The organism is Desulfuromonas acetexigens, assembly GCF_900111775.1.
Lineage (GTDB): Bacteria > Desulfobacterota > Desulfuromonadia > Desulfuromonadales > Trichloromonadaceae > Trichloromonas > Trichloromonas acetexigens.
This window is the reverse complement of the sequence record NZ_FOJJ01000003.1, coordinates 1-16,415: the sequence shown is the minus strand read 5'-3', so window position 1 is coordinate 16,415 and position 16,415 is coordinate 1. Positions and strand designations below refer to the sequence as shown.

General features: G+C 59.8%; 14 protein-coding genes and 1 pseudogene. 3 read left to right on the top strand and 12 right to left on the bottom strand.

Annotation, left to right across the window (positions count from 1 at the left end):
- The first annotated feature begins 26 nt into the window (after nucleotides 1-26).
- The gene (locus tag BQ4888_RS03460; RefSeq protein WP_092053733.1) at nucleotides 27-734 is read left to right on the top strand and encodes a 16S rRNA (uracil(1498)-N(3))-methyltransferase; all 708 of its coding nucleotides are present in this window, start codon (nucleotides 27-29) and stop codon (nucleotides 732-734) included.
- A gap of 5 nt (nucleotides 735-739) precedes the next feature.
- Here the strand turns inward: BQ4888_RS03460 and BQ4888_RS03455 are convergent, their stop codons facing one another.
- Genes BQ4888_RS03455 through BQ4888_RS03435 form a run of 5 tightly spaced genes read right to left on the bottom strand, consistent with a single transcriptional unit; the run spans nucleotide 740 to nucleotide 4,888 of the window.
- Nucleotides 740-1,141, bottom strand: a complete 402-nt coding sequence (locus tag BQ4888_RS03455; protein ID WP_092053731.1) for a bacteriohemerythrin — start codon at nucleotides 1,139-1,141, stop codon at nucleotides 740-742.
- Entirely contained in the window at nucleotides 1,138-2,382 is a 1,245-nt protein-coding gene (locus tag BQ4888_RS03450) for a GGDEF domain-containing protein (RefSeq protein WP_092053729.1), read from the bottom strand. The genes BQ4888_RS03455 and BQ4888_RS03450 overlap by 4 nt, the downstream gene beginning before the upstream one ends.
- Before the next feature lie 43 nt (nucleotides 2,383-2,425).
- The gene (locus BQ4888_RS03445; protein WP_092053727.1) at nucleotides 2,426-2,890 is read right to left on the bottom strand and encodes an SRPBCC family protein; all 465 of its coding nucleotides are present in this window, start codon (nucleotides 2,888-2,890) and stop codon (nucleotides 2,426-2,428) included.
- Nucleotides 2,891-2,892: 2 nt separating this feature from the next.
- Nucleotides 2,893-3,399 (bottom strand): hypothetical protein, encoded by a 507-nt coding sequence (locus BQ4888_RS03440; RefSeq protein ID WP_140396586.1) that lies wholly within the window; start codon nucleotides 3,397-3,399, stop codon nucleotides 2,893-2,895.
- Nucleotides 3,400-3,406: 7 nt separating this feature from the next.
- Nucleotides 3,407-4,888 carry a helicase HerA-like domain-containing protein gene (locus tag BQ4888_RS03435; RefSeq protein ID WP_092053722.1) on the bottom strand — a complete coding sequence of 494 codons (1,482 nt, stop codon included), beginning with the start codon at nucleotides 4,886-4,888 and terminating at the stop codon, nucleotides 3,407-3,409.
- Between the two features lie 243 nt (nucleotides 4,889-5,131).
- Between BQ4888_RS03435 and BQ4888_RS03430 the strand changes: the two genes are divergently transcribed.
- Nucleotides 5,132-6,442, top strand: coding sequence for an HDOD domain-containing protein (locus BQ4888_RS03430; protein ID WP_092053719.1), 1,311 nt, complete (start codon nucleotides 5,132-5,134; stop codon nucleotides 6,440-6,442).
- A gap of 262 nt (nucleotides 6,443-6,704) precedes the next feature.
- Nucleotides 6,705-7,565, top strand: a complete 861-nt coding sequence (htpX, locus tag BQ4888_RS03425) for a zinc metalloprotease HtpX (protein ID WP_176374240.1) — start codon at nucleotides 6,705-6,707, stop codon at nucleotides 7,563-7,565.
- Between the two features lie 83 nt (nucleotides 7,566-7,648).
- Here the strand turns inward: htpX and selA are convergent, their stop codons facing one another.
- From selA to BQ4888_RS17935, 7 genes and pseudogenes are all read right to left on the bottom strand, one after another.
- Complete coding sequence (selA, locus tag BQ4888_RS03420; RefSeq protein ID WP_092053715.1) at nucleotides 7,649-9,049, bottom strand: L-seryl-tRNA(Sec) selenium transferase; 1,401 nt, start codon at nucleotides 9,047-9,049, stop codon at nucleotides 7,649-7,651.
- A 155-nt stretch (nucleotides 9,050-9,204) separates the two neighbouring features.
- Nucleotides 9,205-9,432 (bottom strand): hypothetical protein, encoded by a 228-nt coding sequence (locus tag BQ4888_RS03415; RefSeq protein ID WP_092053712.1) that lies wholly within the window; start codon nucleotides 9,430-9,432, stop codon nucleotides 9,205-9,207.
- A gap of 54 nt (nucleotides 9,433-9,486) precedes the next feature.
- Nucleotides 9,487-9,711 (bottom strand): hypothetical protein, encoded by a 225-nt coding sequence (locus BQ4888_RS03410; RefSeq protein WP_092053711.1) that lies wholly within the window; start codon nucleotides 9,709-9,711, stop codon nucleotides 9,487-9,489.
- Between the two features lie 379 nt (nucleotides 9,712-10,090).
- On the bottom strand, nucleotides 10,091-12,604 hold the full coding sequence (locus BQ4888_RS03405) for a methyl-accepting chemotaxis protein (protein ID WP_092053708.1): 2,514 nt from the start codon (nucleotides 12,602-12,604) through the stop codon (nucleotides 10,091-10,093).
- Nucleotides 12,605-12,772: 168 nt separating this feature from the next.
- Entirely contained in the window at nucleotides 12,773-14,170 is a 1,398-nt protein-coding gene (locus tag BQ4888_RS03400; RefSeq protein WP_092053706.1) for a sigma-54-dependent transcriptional regulator, read from the bottom strand.
- Nucleotides 14,163-15,998 (bottom strand): ATP-binding protein, encoded by a 1,836-nt coding sequence (locus BQ4888_RS03395; protein ID WP_092053704.1) that lies wholly within the window; start codon nucleotides 15,996-15,998, stop codon nucleotides 14,163-14,165. Before BQ4888_RS03395 ends, BQ4888_RS03400 begins: the two co-directional genes overlap by 8 nt.
- A 103-nt stretch (nucleotides 15,999-16,101) precedes the next feature.
- Nucleotides 16,102-16,415, bottom strand: a pseudogene (locus BQ4888_RS17935) (IS4 family transposase); the annotation flags it as partial.

Below are 16,415 nucleotides of genomic sequence, written 5' to 3'. Positions count from 1 at the left end.
GGGCGGTGCCGTAAGGGGAGGGCGGCATGAATCTGATTTTACTTTTCCCCGAGGATTTCGTCGCAACCGATCGCGTCCTTCTGAGCGGACGGCGCCTGCGGCATGTGCTGGAGGTGCATCGGGCGGCGGTGGGGCAATGTCTGTGCGTGGGCGAGGCCGGGGGGAGGATCGGAAGGGGAGAGGTTCTGCGGCTGGACGATGATGGCCTGGAACTGGCGGTGACTTTCGAGCGGGAACCGCCGCCGCCCTTGCCGGTGACGCTGCTGCTGACCCTGCCCCGCCCCAAGGTGCTGAAGCGGGTGCTGCTGGCGGCGACCTCCCTGGGGGTGAAGCGGATCGTGCTGATGAACAGCTTTCGGGTGGAGAAGAGTTTCTGGAAGAGCCCGGCCCTGGTCGGCGAGGGGTTGCGGGAACCGCTGATCCTCGGGTTGGAACAGGCCCGCGATACGGTGCTGCCGGAGGTGCTGCTGAAGCCCCTGTTCAAACCGTTCGTCGAGGACGAACTCCCCGCCCTGAGCGTCGGGAGCACCCGCCTGGTCGCTCATCCTTTGACGGAACGGGCCTGCCCGCGGGAAGTCTTCAGCCCCGTGACCCTGGCGGTCGGCCCGGAAGGGGGTTTCATCCCCTATGAGATCGAAAAGTTGCAGGAGGCGGGATTTCTTCCCTGCGCCCTCGGCGAGCGCATCCTGCGGGTGGAGACCGCCGTGACCACGCTCTTGGCGCGGCTTTTCTGAGGAGTTCAGGCGCTGAGGTATTTGCCCAGGGCGCGGTCGATCTGGCAGATGTGTTCGAAGAGCCAGTCGATGATGGTTTCGTCGAAGTCCCGTTTCAATACCGCGGTCATCCCCTCGGCAGCCATGCGCCTTTCGAGATCGGCGATCTTGGCGCAAAAAGCCTGATGTTCGGCGGCATGGCGTTCCCGCTCGGGATAGCCCGATTCGCCCATCAGCCGTTCTTCGGCGGCAAAGTGATCCTGGGTGTATTCCTTGAGGAAGTCGAAAAGCCGGGCGATTTCCTCTTCCTCCCGCCCTTTCTCGATGGCCGCGACCAGCTGGTTGACCCGCTCGATCAGGCTGCGGTGCTGGTCGTCGATCAGTTCGCTGCCGACGGCGATTTCCGGGGTCCAGTACATGAGACTCATGGTTGCGTTTCCTCGGGGGGTGTCTCGGCTTCCGCGCAGCAGACCCGGTTGCGTCCGGTGCTCTTGGCCCGGGAAAGGGCCTCGTCAGCCTGTTGCAGGGTGCCGGTCAGGTCGAGGACGTCACCGGCGAGGATGGCGACGCCGAGGCTGATGGTCACCGGCAGGCTCTGCCCTTCGACGTCGAGGGGCGTTTCTCCTACCGCCTGGCGGATGCGCTCGGCCACGGCCAGGGCTGCGGGGAGGTCGGAGCCGGGCAGAATCGCCAGGAATTCCTCGCCCCCATAGCGGCCGAAAAGATCGTAGTCGCGCAATTCGATCTTGATGCGGCGCACCACCTGACGCAAGACCGTATCCCCGACTAGATAGCCATGGCGGTCGTTGATCGCCTTGAAACGGTCGATGTCGACCATCACTAGGGCAATCGCCTGATCCGGCGATTGGTTCATGGCCCGGCGCAGGCGCGAGGCTTCCTTGCGCGCCCGGTTGAGAATCTCGCCGCGATTGAAGGCGCCGGTCAAGGGGTCGATGCTGGTCAGTTGCGTCAACTGCTCCTGGGCCTGGCGCAGTTGCAGCACCCCCCGACGCACGACGAGAAAGGCGGCGGTAAAGACGCTGACGAGAATCAGGGCCAAGAGCCCGGTCGAGGCCAGCACCCCCCGGCGGATTTCCTCGCGGTAGCGGGTAACGTCCATGTACAGCTCGAAGCAGCCGGCGATCTGGTGGTCGTCGAGAATCGGCACGTAGGTTTCGACCACATCGACGTCGAACTGCTGCTCGTCGGCCAGATCGAGAACCGTTTCCCGGCTCTCCAGACGGCTGTCGACCTGACCCGCGAGGGCTTTAGTCAGGCGCGGGTTGCCCTCGTCGATCTGGCCGATAATGCCTGGGTCAGTGCTGTAGAGGATTTTCCCCGTGGCGTCGTAGATCTTGATTTTGACCACGTCGAAGGGGGCGGAGAGGGTGCGCAGGCGGTGGTCGAGACGTTCCCGGTTCGGGGCGGAGAGGGTCAGGTGTCCGGATTTGTCGAGAAGGAGCCGGCCTTCGCCGGAGAGCAGTTCGCTCAGCCCCACGGCGGTCTCTTCGGCATTGTGGATGACGTGGGCGGTGAAGACCCGGTGAATGCCGTAGCCGGCCAGAGAGAGGATGACCAGCAGGGACAGGACCGTGACCCAGGACATCAGCCGCATCAGTCCGTTGGGATCCAGGCGGGGCATGTGCTCGATAGCGGTGATCTCTTTCATCTCGTCTCCAGTGCCGGGGCAACATCCGGAGCGCTCCGGAGCCTCAACTTCCGCCGAGAATACACCGAATGGCCTCTTTCCGGTAGTTGAAAATCCGCCCCAGCTGCAGCCGGATCAAGGGCAGGGCGAGATTTCCCAGAGGGGCCAGAGGGAGCTGGTAGAGAACCTCATCTTCCATGAGCGTCCCCCCGGAGGTGGCGCTGAAACGGTGGCGGTGAATCCACTGGCGGTACGGCCCCTGGCGCTGTTCGTCAACGAACTGGTGCGGGGGCTCCCATTTGGTGATTTCCGTTTTCCACGAAAAGGGGAGGCCAAAGAGGCGCAAGCGGTAATCGATGAAGGTGCCCTCGGCGACGTTGATGGGCTGCGGGGTGAGAATGCGGAAGTTCAGTTCTGGCGGGGTGATCCGTTCCAGGTTGCCGGCATCGGCGAAAAAGGCGAAGACCTCGTCGAGGGGCAGGGGAAGTTCCTGGTGGGTGCGCAGGCTGTGTACGGTGGCGTGTTCCATGGTCAGGGCTCCTGGCGCTGGGCGCTGAAGGGGAGGTGGCGGCCGGCGGCAAAGCGCAGGTTCCCCCGGAAAAAGGTCAGTTCGTAGTCGTCGCCCGAGCGCCGGTAGCGAAGCAAATCGGGAAGCAGAAGGCGGCGGCCGGGCAGTTCCACGGTCAGCTGCGCCAACCTGTCCGGATAGCGACCCTGTTTGTGGCGAAAGACCTCCAAGGCGGCGCGAACCTCCTCCCCCCGTTCCAGGCACTCAGCATAGGCGCGGCGGTCCGTTGCCTGACCCGCTGACCAACTCCCGAGAAAGAGGATCAGCGCGGCGGCCATGACATAGTACTTTTCCCGCCGCTGGGGGGAGGGGGCCAGGCCGCCCGCGCCGAAGACCAGGATCAGCAGGGCGGCGGCACCGGTCAGGGAGCCGAGGGGAATCCCCCCTTCGCCCAGTCCCCAGCCGACCAGGGCGGCCGCACCGAGACAGCTCAGGCACAAGCCCTGCCGTAGCGCGGGGGAAAGGCCCATGGCGGATTTAGCGGCGGCCGCCGAAGAGGGAGCCGAGGACGCCGCGAATCAGCGAGCGGCCGACCTGGGTGCCGATGCTGCGGGCCGCGCTCTTGGCCAGGGACTCCACCAGGCTGTCCGGCTGGCGGCCGCGTCGAGCTGCCGGTTTGTTCGCCTGGGGCCGGCTTTGGGCCAGTTCCGCTTCGAGGGCGGCGCGCTCCTGCTCGCGCTGCGCCCGCTCGCGCAAAATTTCATGGGCCGATTCCCGGTCGATGACCTGCTCGTAGCGGCCGAAGAGGGGGGAACCCTGAAGAACCTGACGGCGCTCCCCCTCGTCCAGGGGGCGCAGGCGGCTGCGGGGCGGACAGACCAGAGCCCGCTCGACCATGGTCGGCGTCCCCTTGGCGTCGAGCACCGAAAGGAGCGCCTCCCCCACCCCCAGTTCGGTGATGACCCGGGCGGTGTCGAGTTTGGGATTGGGGCGGAAGGTTTCGGCGGCGGTGCGCACCGCCTTCTGATCGCGCGGGGTGAAGGCGCGCAGGGCATGCTGGACGCGGTTGCCGAGCTGGCCGAGAACCTCGTCGGGGACATCGCTCGGACTCTGGGTCACGAAGTAAATCCCCACGCCCTTGGAACGGATCAGGCGCACCACCTGCTCGATCTTGTCGCGCAGGCTCTTGGGCGCTTCGTCGAAGAGGAGATGGGCTTCGTCGAAGAAGAAGACCAGGCGTGGCTTTTCCAGGTCGCCGACCTCGGGGAGGCGTTCGAAAAGTTCCGACAGCAGCCAGAGCAAAAAGGTGGAATAGAGCTGCGGCGAGAGAATGAGCTGATCCGCCGCCAGGATGTTGACCATCCCCCGCCCGGAGAGGTCGGTGCGCATGAGATCGGTGAGCTCCAGCGCCGGTTCGCCGAAAAAGCTGTCACCGCCCTGATCTTCCAGGGAGATCAGGGCACGCTGGATGGCGCCGACGCTGGCGGTGGAAATATTGCCGTAGCTGGTGGTGTACTGGGAAGCGTTCTCGCCCAAGTGGCGGACCATCGCCTGCAGGTCTTTCAAGTCGAGGAGCAGCAGACCGTTGTCGTCGGCGATGCGGAAGGCCAGATTGAGCACTCCCGCCTGGACTTCGGTGAGATTGAGCAGCCGCCCGAGAAGGAGCGGCCCCATATCCGAGACGGTGGCCCGTACCGGATGCCCCTGCTTGCCGAAGAGGTCCCAGAAAATGACGGGAAAGGCCTCCGGGGCGAAGTCATTCAGGCCCAGTTGCGCCGCCCGTTCGACGATCTTCGGGTGGCCTTCCCCCGCCGCAGCCATCCCTGAAAGGTCCCCTTTTATATCAGCGAGAAAGACCGGCACGCCCATGCGGCTGAAGCCTTCGGCCAGCAGGCGCAGGGTGATGGTTTTGCCGGTGCCGGTGGCGCCGGCCACCAGTCCGTGACGGTTGGCCATGCGCGGGAGCAGGGCGATATCCTGGTCGCCTCGGGCCAGCAGCAGGGGAGCGGGTGCGGTCATGAAACCTCCTGGTCGATCAACGTAAATGAAAGAATTGTTCCGAACGAGCAAGATGAAAATATACCGTCCGGGTCGAAGTTGGCAACCGTAAAAGCCCGCTGGCGCAGGTTTTGCAGTGTTCTGTCGATGTTTGCGCCAGGGTTCCGGGATTGACAATTTTCAAGGCTGGGTGATTATCTAACCTAAGCGAATGCTTTTGATTTTTCCCGAGTTTCAGTAACGGGGGAGGGAGAGGTTCCATTCATGCATCAGGCCGCCAAGGAAATTCGTCCGCTGGAGGAACGGGACTGCCTGCAGGGGGATCTGGGGCTGATGCCCCTGGCCGATCTGCTCGCCTGGATCGAGGCGCGCGCTCTCACCGGAGCGCTGACGCTGGTCAACGGCACGGTTCGCAAAGTCCTCTCTCTGGAAGGGGGGATGCTGGTCGGCCTGGTCAGCAACCGGCCGGAGGAAAGCCAGGAATATATCCTCTCCGGCGCCGGTTTTCTCGACGCCGAACGGCTCGTCCAGGCTCGCCGGGAAAGCGCGGCCCGAAATCTCCCCCTGGGGCGCTATCTGGTGGAACAGAAGCTGCTCGACCCGCCGGCCCTGAAGCGTCTGCAGAGCTTTCGATTGCTCTTGGCCCTGGCCGATGCCCTGCGTTGGCCGCAAGGCTTTTTCCTGTTGGGCAAGAGCGAACCTTCCACCGGTAGCCGGGTGGCGCGCCTGGGTCTGGGCGAGGCGGTAAGACGGGCCCGGGAACTCAATGAGAAGGCTCTCGCCGAACAGCGCTCCGGCCAGGATGCCTGGTTTGAAACGGTTGCCCAGCGTCTGCGCCGGGGCGACTTTTCTCTGCCGCCCATGCCCAAGACCTTGCTCCACCTGCGCCAGGCGATGGAAGACCCCCGGGGGACGCCCCATCAGGTGCTGAAAATCGTCATGGCCGACCAGGTGCTGACCTCGCGCATCCTCAAGGTCGTCAATTCCTCCTTTTACGGCCTGGCCAATCCGGTGACCTCGATTCAGCATGCCCTGGTTTTGCTTGGCTATAAGACCCTGCTCGGCATCGCTACCGCCCACTGTGTCATGCCCACCCATGGCGCGGAACGGGCGCGGGTGGTGGAGTTGATGCGGCACAGCTTCAAGTGCGCCTACGTCGCCCGCAAACTCGCCGGCCTCTGTGGCGAGGACGAGGAGATCGCCTTTGTCGGCGGCCTGCTCCACGACATCGGCAAGGTGGTGCTCTGGCGGCTCCTGGCGGAGCAGGAGCTGGCCGATGAGCAATGCGAGCGCCTGATCGCTGCTTATCATGTTCAGGTGGGAAGATTGCTGGCCGAGAGCTGGCATCTTCCGGAAGCGGTGAGCCAGGTGATCGCCCATCACCATGATCCCGAATTTCTGGCCCTGGGGGTGCGACTTCCCGCCCTCGTCCAGCTGGCGAACCGCTACGTCAACGAGGGGTGTCTGCCCAACCTGGCTGATTCTCCTCTGGCCGTTGCCCTGGCAAAGTTCGACCCCGCCGGCCTCGCCGCCGAATTGGAGCAGGTGGAAACCTTCGTCGCCGGTATCTTCTGAGTGTCTTTCCTGCCGCCCGATTTTCGTTGACAGGGAATTCTCTCTTTTCGTATCCTTTGAGTCGTTAAAGGGGAGTAGCAACCGGCGGGAGACATCGCCGGCCCGCGTTTCGTCATTACGGCGGTTCGTCCGCCCGGGCGCGGGGTTAAGGCCGTAAGCCACAATTTGCCAGACCTTTATTCATGGCGCTACAACACTCAGCCGTGGGTAAGGGTCTTTTCTTTTACCGACGGCGCAACCCGAGGTACGGAGGAATCCAATCATGAACACTTTGAAAATTACCTTTTTTCTCACCTGTCTCACCCTGCTCATGGTCGCCATGGGCAACGCCATCGGCGGTCAGGGGGGGATGGTCATCGCCCTGCTTCTGGCCGGGGGGATGAACTTCTTCAGCTACTGGTATTCGGACAAGATCGTGCTGAAGATGTACAAGGCCAAGGAGGTTTCCGAGAACGAAAGCCCGACTTTCTACCGCATGGTCAAGGGCCTGGCCGAGCGCGCCGGGATGCCCATGCCCAAGGTCTACATCATCCCTTCGGAGAGTCCCAACGCCTTCGCCACCGGCCGCAATCCGCAAAATGCCGCCGTCGCCGCCACCGAGGGGATCATGCGTATCCTCTCTGCCGAGGAGCTGGAAGGAGTCATGGCCCACGAGCTGGCCCATGTCCAGAATCGCGATACCCTCATTTCGACCATCGCCGCGACCTTCGCCGGGGCCATCGCCATGCTCGGCAACATGCTGCAATGGGCAGCGATTTTCGGCGGCGGCAACAGCGACGACGAGGAAGGGGGCGGAAGCATGCTCGGCGGCCTGGCCATGGCCTTCATCGCGCCGATGGCGGCGATGCTCATCCAGATGGCGGTCTCGCGCAGTCGGGAGTATCTGGCCGACGCCTCCGGGGCGAAGATCTGCGGCAATCCCCTGGCCCTGGCCAGCGCCCTGAACAAACTGCAACTGGCGTCCCAGCGGGTGCCGATGAACGAGGCGACCCCGGCGACTTCGCACATGTTCATCGTCAACCCCCTGAAGGGGGCTTCGCTGGCCAAGCTCTTCTCCACCCATCCGCCGATGGAAGAGCGCATCGCTCGGCTGCAGGCCATGTCCGGCGGCCGCAGCGTCTGATGTAATAAAAAGGCTGATGAAATTACGGGGGCGGTATCCATGCGGATGCCGCCCCCGTTGTTTTTATGGCGCCGCGTCGGCGGTCAGTAAAGGAGCGCCGCGCGCAAGGCGTCGATGAGGTGCGGTTCTTCGTCGGGGAGGATGGTGCGCAGGTTGAGGAGCAGGCGGTTGTCCTGAACGCGGCCGACCACCGGCGGTTTGCCCTGGCGCAGGCGCAGGGCGAGGAGGTCGACGCTGACCCCTTGCGGGGTCAGGGCGACGGCGAAGCCGGGGAGTTCGGTCAGGGGCAGGGCGCCGCCGCCGATGGCCGAAGGCTCTTCGATCACGGCGATCTCTGCCGCCGCGCCAAGGGCCGCACCGAGTTTTTCGGCAAAAGCGCGGCTGCGCTCTTCCACTTCCGCCGCCGACATATTCAACATGCGCAGCACCGGCAGTTCCGTCAGCGCCCGCCGCTCGTCGAGGTAGGATGCCAAAGTCGCTTCGAGCGCCGCCAGGGTCAGCTTGTCGATGCGCAGGGCACGGGCCAGGGGGTGGTGGCGGATCTTGTCGATGGCGGCGCGGGTGCCGACGAGAATCCCCGCCTGGGGGCCGCCGAGGAGCTTGTCGCCGCTGAAGGTGACGACGTCGATTCCCGCCGCCACCGCTTCGCGTACCGTCGGTTCCCGGGGCAGGCCGAAGGGGGTGAGATCCATAAGCATTCCGCTGCCCAGATCCTCCATCACCGGCAGGCCGTGGCCGTGGGCCAGTTCGACCATCGCCGCCGCCGGCACCTCCTCGGTGAAGCCGACGATACGGTAGTTGCTGGTGTGCACCTTCAGCAGCAGGCCGGTCTCCTCATTGATCGCCCCAGCGTAATCCTTGAGATGGGTCTTGTTGGTTGTCCCCACCTCGCGCAGTCTGACCCCGCCCGCCTCCATCACCTCGGGGATGCGAAACGCCCCGCCGATCTCGATCATCTCTCCCCGCGAAACGATGGCCTCTTTCCCCTTGGCCAGAGCGGTCAGGGCGAGCAGCACCGCGCCGGCGTTGTTGTTGACCACCGCCGCCGCCTCGGCGCCGGTCAGACGGCAGAGCAACTCCTCCACATGGGAGAAGCGATGACCGCGCTTGCCCGTCGTCAGGTCGAGTTCGAGATTGGAATAGGAGCGGCTGATGGCGGTGATGGCCGCCAGCGCCGCCGCGCTCAAAGGGGCGCGGCCGAGATTGGTGTGCAGCAGGGTGCCGGTGGCATTGATCACCGGCCGCAGGGAGGGTTCCTGCTTATTCTCGGCGCGGCGGGCGGCCTGTTCGGCAACGGCATCGATGGTCAACTCGGTCGTGGCGCCGCCGTCGAGGATGGCCCGGCGCAGGTCGGCGACCGTCTCCTGGGCCGCTTCCAGCAGCAGCACATGGGGGCAGGTCGCGGCCAGGGACTGCATGGCGGGAGCACTGAGAATGCGGTCGACGGCGGGGAGTTGACGCAAAAGAAGGTTTTTATCGGTCATGGACGGCTCGTAAATAGGTTGGGGTCGCGAAGAAAAGGGCTGACCCGCCGATACTAACACAGCCGCACCTCTCGGAAAGCCATTTTCTCATGCCCGAAACGGCGAAAGCCGAAGCATAGGCTTCGGCTTTCGAGTGAAATCGGAGTATTTCGTGCTTACCGGACCGACTGGTCGGCGGCGCTGCTACCCGCCACGCCTTGGACGATGCCAACCAACATCATGATGGCGGGAACCAGTTGGGTAGCGACAACCAAGCCGAGGAAGCCGAGGAACAACCAGATCAGCAGGCCCCCGCCGGAAGCGGCGCCGGTAGCGGCGAAAGCGGAGGTGGCGACGGTCGACAGAAGAGCGGTGGCGGCGGCGATGCGGGCGATGGCGTTCATGATGTTCTCCTTTTTAGTATGAGATCCGATGGATTCGGGTTCGTTGCTCGTTTGTTAGCGGTGGCTGCCGGCTTCCTTGTTCCCCTTGCCGAAGATGCCCTTGGCGCCGGTGATGAAGAGGGCTAGGCCGGGCAGCAGCTGGGTCGCGATGATCAGGGCGAAGAAGCCCAAGAAAACGATGGTTACCAAGCTGAAGCCGGAACCTTCGGCTGCGCCGGAAGCAAAAGCGGTGGAAGCCGAGGCGGTGGTGAGAATCAGGGTCGAGAGAGTGCGTTTCATGATGTGCTCCTTTCCAAGGCCGTTGTGCCTTGCTGTTGTCTTTCTATATAGCGAGGAGCATGCCAAACCTGAGAATAAACTTAAAAAAATTATAATATGCTGAAATAACTAGGATTTATTTTGGCTGAAGGAGCTGGGGAGGGATGGTGGCGGGGTTAAATCGTATGAATAAAATATACTTCTTCTCGTTATTCACCATTCATTAAAACGGCTTAAAAATACACTAAGATGCCGAAATCAATGGTGAATAAGACAAATTTAGGGTGTATGTCGATTTTATTCAGGGTGTATGGGGCCAGGGAAATTATGAATTTTCTCGTTCATCGAGAGAAAATACGCCATCCGTTGAGCAGCAACGGACGGCGATGTCTTCAAACGCTCAATTATCCATTTTTTCAGGCAACCGGTAGCGTGCGACTTCCGGAACGATCTCTTCGGTGAGGTCGTGCAAGCGAACCATGACTTTTTCGAGGGATTGGGCACTGCCCAGATTTTCTGCGGCGACGTCGGAAATGCTGGCCAGAGAGACGACCACCTGGCCGGCGCTCTTTTCCATCGTCTCCGCCGCCAGTCTGATCCCTTCGGAAAATTCATGGGTTTCAGAGAGGGCGCGAGAAATGACGGCACTGCTTTTGGCTTGCTCGCGCGTGCTGTTTCGCAGTTGTAAAGAGATGCCGCGAACTTCTTCCGCGGCTTGAATGACGGCTTCGGCTCCCCGGTTCTGCTCATCTACCGTATGTTCGATCTTTTTGATCTGCTTGGCTTGTCGATCCGCTTCCTGATGCATGTTCCGGTTGCGCTCGACTTGAATGTTGGCGGCTTCGGCAATCTGTCGGGCCTTTTCCAGCGACTGGGATGAGCAGTCGATCACCTGCTTGAGGATGGCATCGGCTTCCCGGGCCGCATCGATGCTGCTGTCCGCCCCGGCGTGAATCTTCGTAATCGAATCGATGGTCGATTTTACCTCGCTCTGGACGGCCTCGATCAGGTCCTCGATCTGCTCGATGCTGGCCTTGGTGTTTTCCGACAAATCGCGGATCTCCTCGGCAACCACGGCAAAACCTCGACCGTTCTCGCCGGCTTGAGCGGCAATAATAGCAGCGTTCAAGGCAAGCAGATTCGTCTGTTCGGACATGTTGCGGATAACCTCAAGGACCTGGCCGATGTTTTTGGATTTTTCGCCGAGACGGGTCACACGCTGACCGTAGGCCGAAACCGTTTCGCGGTTGCTTCGGGAAATTTCCATCATGCGCTTAAGGGCTGGCCCCCCCTTGTTTGTCGCCAAGGCGGAAACGCTGTCGGCAAGGGTGGTCGATTCGACGGCCAGTAGCCCGACACTTTCCCCCGAAAGGGCCAGTTCGTTGGCCACGACGGCAAACTGTTGCGATGAGCCGGAAAAGTCTTTAAGTACCTGCGCGATTTCGCCCATGCTGGACTTCATCTGCTGAAGGGCCGTGGTGATGCTCTCCACTTCCTGGGATAGCCGGTTCGCCATTTCCGAACCGTCGCAAATGCTGCTCGCCATCTCATGGGCGGAGGAGGAAGAGCTGTTGAGAGAGCCGGTCAAAGACTCAACCTTGTGGCTGAGATCGACGGCAATCTGTTCCATCTCTTCGACGGCAGCCAAAGCGAGGCTCCCTTCCCGGTTCTGTCGGCTGGTTCCTTGGCTGATGATCGCCGAAACCTTTTGCAGATCAGCGGCATTCGTTTTCACACCGCTGACGGTTTTTTGAATCACCCCGAGAAAACGCTGCATGCTGCGGATCATCGAGTTCATGGCCTGGGCCATCAGACCGATCTCGTCGCGGCGCTGCATTTGCAGTTGCCTGCTCATGCAACCCTGTTCCATGTCGAGAAGCATCTGCGAGGCTTCCCGCAGGGGGCGGGCAACACTCCGCGCAATCAGGTATCCACAAACCAGAGCGAAAAGTCCGCCAAACAGCAAGGCCAAAAGGACGGTGATCGATCCGGCAAGGACGATTCCGTCGGCGGAGCGCTGAGCCTCTTCGGATTGGGTGCGATAGTGATTCGCCAGGGCTTCCAGGGCGGCGCTCGTTTCCTGAAAAGCGACCTGGTCCTTACCGAAACCGATATCGGCCGCCGAGTCGATCAGGGCAATATTGGACTGCAGAATGATCCGGAGGTAATCGAGGATTTCTCTGATTTCATCGTCCTGGGGGATGAATTCCTTCTCGAAGAGATTTCGAGCGGTTGCAATGTTCCCGGCACGCAAGGCATCGATAATTCGCGCCGCTTTTTGATGGATTTGGTGGTGCGATTCGGTCAGGTCGGGAAGCGCCTCGGCAAATTCCGGAGTTTTCGGAGAAGCCGCGTGGAGCCATTGTCCAAGCCCGGTCTTTTCCGGATCCAGTTCCCCTGTGAAGGGAAGTCCGCGATAGACGGATCGTTCAAGCTCGATTTTCCAAAGATCATAGTCATGCCAGTGATTGTTGAATTCCGATTCGAGCCTCTGCACCTGATCGTCTTTGACCAGGACCACCAGATTGACCAACCGGGTATGTTGCAAAGCCCAGCGTTCCCAACTCTCTCTGGCCTCTTGCCACAGCGCGGCAATCTCCGGTGATTTAGGGATGGTTTCGAACCGCTCCATCCCCTGTTTTGCCAAGTCCCAGTTTTTCTCAAGGTTTCCCAGTTCGGTCAGACGCGCTTCCAGTCCCAGCGTCGGCAAGAGAATGGTGCGTTCTACCGAGCGGATGGCATTCTGCGCTTCCATAATGGTCCGCAGGGAGTCGATTGCCGGCAGGTGAACCTCGGCAATATCGGAAAGCTGCCGGTTGATTTTCTGCAGGCTCAAAAGTCCCGTAGCGCCGACCAGCGTACAGATCAACGCGATTCCCCCGAACGCCAACATCAATTTGCCGAAGATTTTCAAAAGGCCTCTCCGCTGCGCTGTAATTCTTGAGAGTTTTGTCTAGAAGGAACAAGAGGTTAGGCGTTGCAGCCGTGAAACTTGAAAGACCATTTTTTCGCGAAACTCGTAATTAAGAACCACCGGAAAGATCCCGCCCGTAACGATTCAAGGGCGTTTGCCAGGGGTCTTTTAAGTCAAGTCGTACTTTTTCGCCTGATATCTGAAGGTATCGTAGCTGACCTGGAGCAGCTTGGCCGACTTGGTCATGTTGCCGTTCGTGCGCTCCAGGGCCAGGCGCATCAGTTCGCGTTCTACCACTTCCAGGGAAATCCCCTCTTCGGGGAGGACGATGTGGAATCTTTTCCGCCGCTCGCCCCGGCTGCTTTCCTTGCCGCCAATGTCCAGAGGCAGCTGGTCGGCGGAGAGGGTGTCGGTGTTCTCCAGAACCACGCACCGCTCGATGACATTGCGCAGCTCCCGCACATTCCCGGGCCAGGGATATTCCCTCAGCAACTTCTCCGCGTCTTTGGAAATGTTTTGGATCGGCTTTTTCGAGTACTTCTGGGCGAACTTCTCCAAAAAATGCCGGGTCAGAAGAAGAATGTCTTCTCCCCTCTGGCTCAAGGTCGGCAATTGGATCGCGAAAGAATTCAACCGATAGTAAAGATCCTCCCGAAAAATTCCATCTTCCACCGCTTTCTTCAGGTCCCGGTTGGTACATGCAATAATCGTGACATCGATCGGCAGATCGACTTGGCCGCCGATGCGACGAACCGTCCGTTCTTCCAGAACCCGCAACAGTTTCCCCTGCAAATCGAGGCGCATGTCGCCGATTTCGTCGAGCAGCAAAGTGCCGCCTTCGGCCAGTTCAAAAACCCCTTTTTTATCGGCTTTCGCATCGGTAAACGCGCCCTTGGCATGGCCGAAAAGTTCCCCCTCGATCAGGCTTTCGGGCAGGGCGGTACAGTTGACGGCGATATAGGGGATGCTTTCGAAATCTTTTTGTGAACCAAAGCGCCAGTAGTGGATGTTGCGCGCCAGAACCTCTTTCCCGGAACCCGATTTGCCGGTGATCAGAATCGATTGAACGCCCGCCTCGACCATCTTCCGGGTGGTTTTGAGAACGTTTTGGGTCACGGGAGATTCCCCGATGAACATTCGCCCCAGGGTCGCAGCGGTCGACTCCTTCAGGTAGCGAACCTCGTTTTTGAGGCGCGAATTGGCGAGCAGTTTTTCGAGGACAATTTTGACTTCTTCGATATTGAACGGTTTGTTGAGATAGTCCGCCGCGCCATGGCGCATGGCCCGAACCGCCGATTCGGCGGAATCGTCGGCGGTCAGCATGACGATCGGAAAATCCACCCCTTCGGCTTGCAGCATCTCCAGCAGGTCCAGGCCGCTGGGCCCGCCGCCCAGGTCGACGTCCAAGAGCAGGGCATGGGGCTGCCAGGCCCGGATCTTCTCCACGGCCTGCTCGGAGGAATTCAGCAGCGATGTTTCGTAACCCTCTTTCTGCAGTGCCCGGGAAAGCATGGAGATGATCAGTTCGTCGTCATCGACGAGAAAAATCCGGCCTTTGCTACCCATGACTCACGTTTCCTTTATTTTGCGCGGTTGGAATCCTGATGATGAATCGGGTTCCCGCGCCGACGCGGCTGGTCGCTTCGATCGTCCCGTGTTGCTGCTCGACCAGCCGTTTGCAGATCGACAATCCCAATCCTGTTCCTTTGCGTTTCGTGGTGAAGAACGGGTTGAAAATTTTTTCAAGGGTCGCGCCGTCGATGCCGTGTCCGGTGTCCAGAAGTTCAATGAGTACGGCGTCGTCCCCATCCGTGCGCGTCACTGTCGTAACGACCCCTTCGCCTTCGATGGCGTCCGCGGCATTGAGCAGGATATTCAGGAAAACTTGCTGTAATTGCGTGGAGTCGGCATTGACCAAGGGGAGATTCGGCAAGAAATCTTTCTTGAAAATTATTTTTTTAGCGGGATCCTGAAGGACGGACATTTCCGCGTTGCGAATGGAGTTGTCCAGCAGCACATTCAGGTCGACCAGATCGAATTGGGGTTCCGGAGGCCGGGCGTAGTTGAGCAGGACGCGTAGAAGCCGCTCCATTCTCGCCACCTCATTGATGACCCGAGCAAAGACTTCCCGGTCTTCGGCTTTTAAATCGAGATCTCCCTTCAGAACATCGAGCCCGACTTTTATGCCGGCGAGGGGATTCTTGATCTCATGGGCAAGACCGGCGGCCATTTGCCCGACCAGGGCCATCTGATTGGCCCGCTGTTGTTCCTCTTCGGCGCGTAGACTTTCGCTGATGTCCTTGCAGAAAGAGAGCAGGAATTTCTTCTGACCAAGGTGAAGAAGGCCGAAACTGGTATCCGCCCAAAAAAGGGTGCCGTCTTTCCGCCGACGTTTCAATCGCGATCTGACCCACTCTCCCGTCAAGACGGTCTTTATTTTCGCGATGACCTCTTCGATTTCTTTTTCGGGACTCAGGGAAAAAATCTTCATCCCCAACAATTCGTCGACCGAGTAGCCGTACATCTCGCAAGCCGCGCGGTTCGCCGAAATGATCTGTCCCGTTGATCCGTTTTCCAGGCTGGTGATCATGATGGAATCGCCGGCACTTTCGAAAAGAGTCTGATAGAGGGTGTTGGCCGAGGTGAATTTTTCTCTTTCGATGGAAAGCGAGGCCGCCATGGAGTTGAAAGATTCCGCTAAAATCGCGAATTCATCTTTCAGCGGTTTGTCGATCCGATAGTTCAGATCGCCTTTGCCCAACTCACTGGTCGATGTGACCAGAATATCGATTGAGCCTTTGAATCGTTGGAAAAGAAAGAAAACCAAAAAAAGGATGGGGATCGGGCCGAGGATGATACATGCGATCAGAAAATTATTTGTCTTGTTGATGTCTTCCCGAATCTTATCGATCCGGCTGGAAATTTTGTGGGCGGAGGCAATCGACAGGGACGTTACCTGGTCGAGCAGACGTTCGCCGTTGGCAAAAGCCTCGGTTCTGGCCTGTGCCAAAAGCTGAGGGTTGCCTTGGATCGTCAAGGTGCGGCTGATGAGAGCCAGATATTCCTGGATGTCTTCCTTGAGGTTTTTGAGCAGAAAGGTTACGTCGAAAGAGTGGTGGCAATCCAGGCAGAGATTCGAAACGGTTTCAATTTCGCTTGTATATTGGACCGTAGCATCCGTTTCGCTTTGATGGGGTGAGCCTTGCAGGAGGAGGTCGGATTGTGCGGATTTGATGTGGTGAACGAGGTTGTCGCGAAGAATTTCGACTCTTTGAAAAGAAATAACCTTTTCCAATTTGTTTGTGACATCGAATATCGATTTTACGATATAGATACCGCCTGTAATGAAACAGAAAAGCATCAACGATAGGCCGATAACGACGATTTTTTTCATTTTTAAAAACTCCCCCCCCGGGGCAAAGCGCTGTTAGAAGGATATTAACTCAACTTTCGCAGCAGCATGACAGGGCCTAAAGCCTTGAAATCAAATTGATCTTTCAAAAAACATGGGCCGGAAGTAGCGTTGCTCGTCGCAACATGGCCGGTATCTGAGCCATGAACGCCTCCAGCATCCCCCTTAGCGAGGCGGTCGGGAGTTCGGCGAAAGTCTTCAACACCTGCTCCAGATGGCTCAAGAGCAGTCGGAGTGCTTCGGCAAAACTGACCTGCCGCAACTCATCGCAGCCGGCATGAAACAAGGTTCCCAGGGTGCGCGGATCGTTGTGCGTGCGCCGGGCAACCTCCAGCATGATATAGCGGGAGAAAACAATCGTCGTATGGGCGACCAGCGCATCGTAGCTGCGGCTCTGAA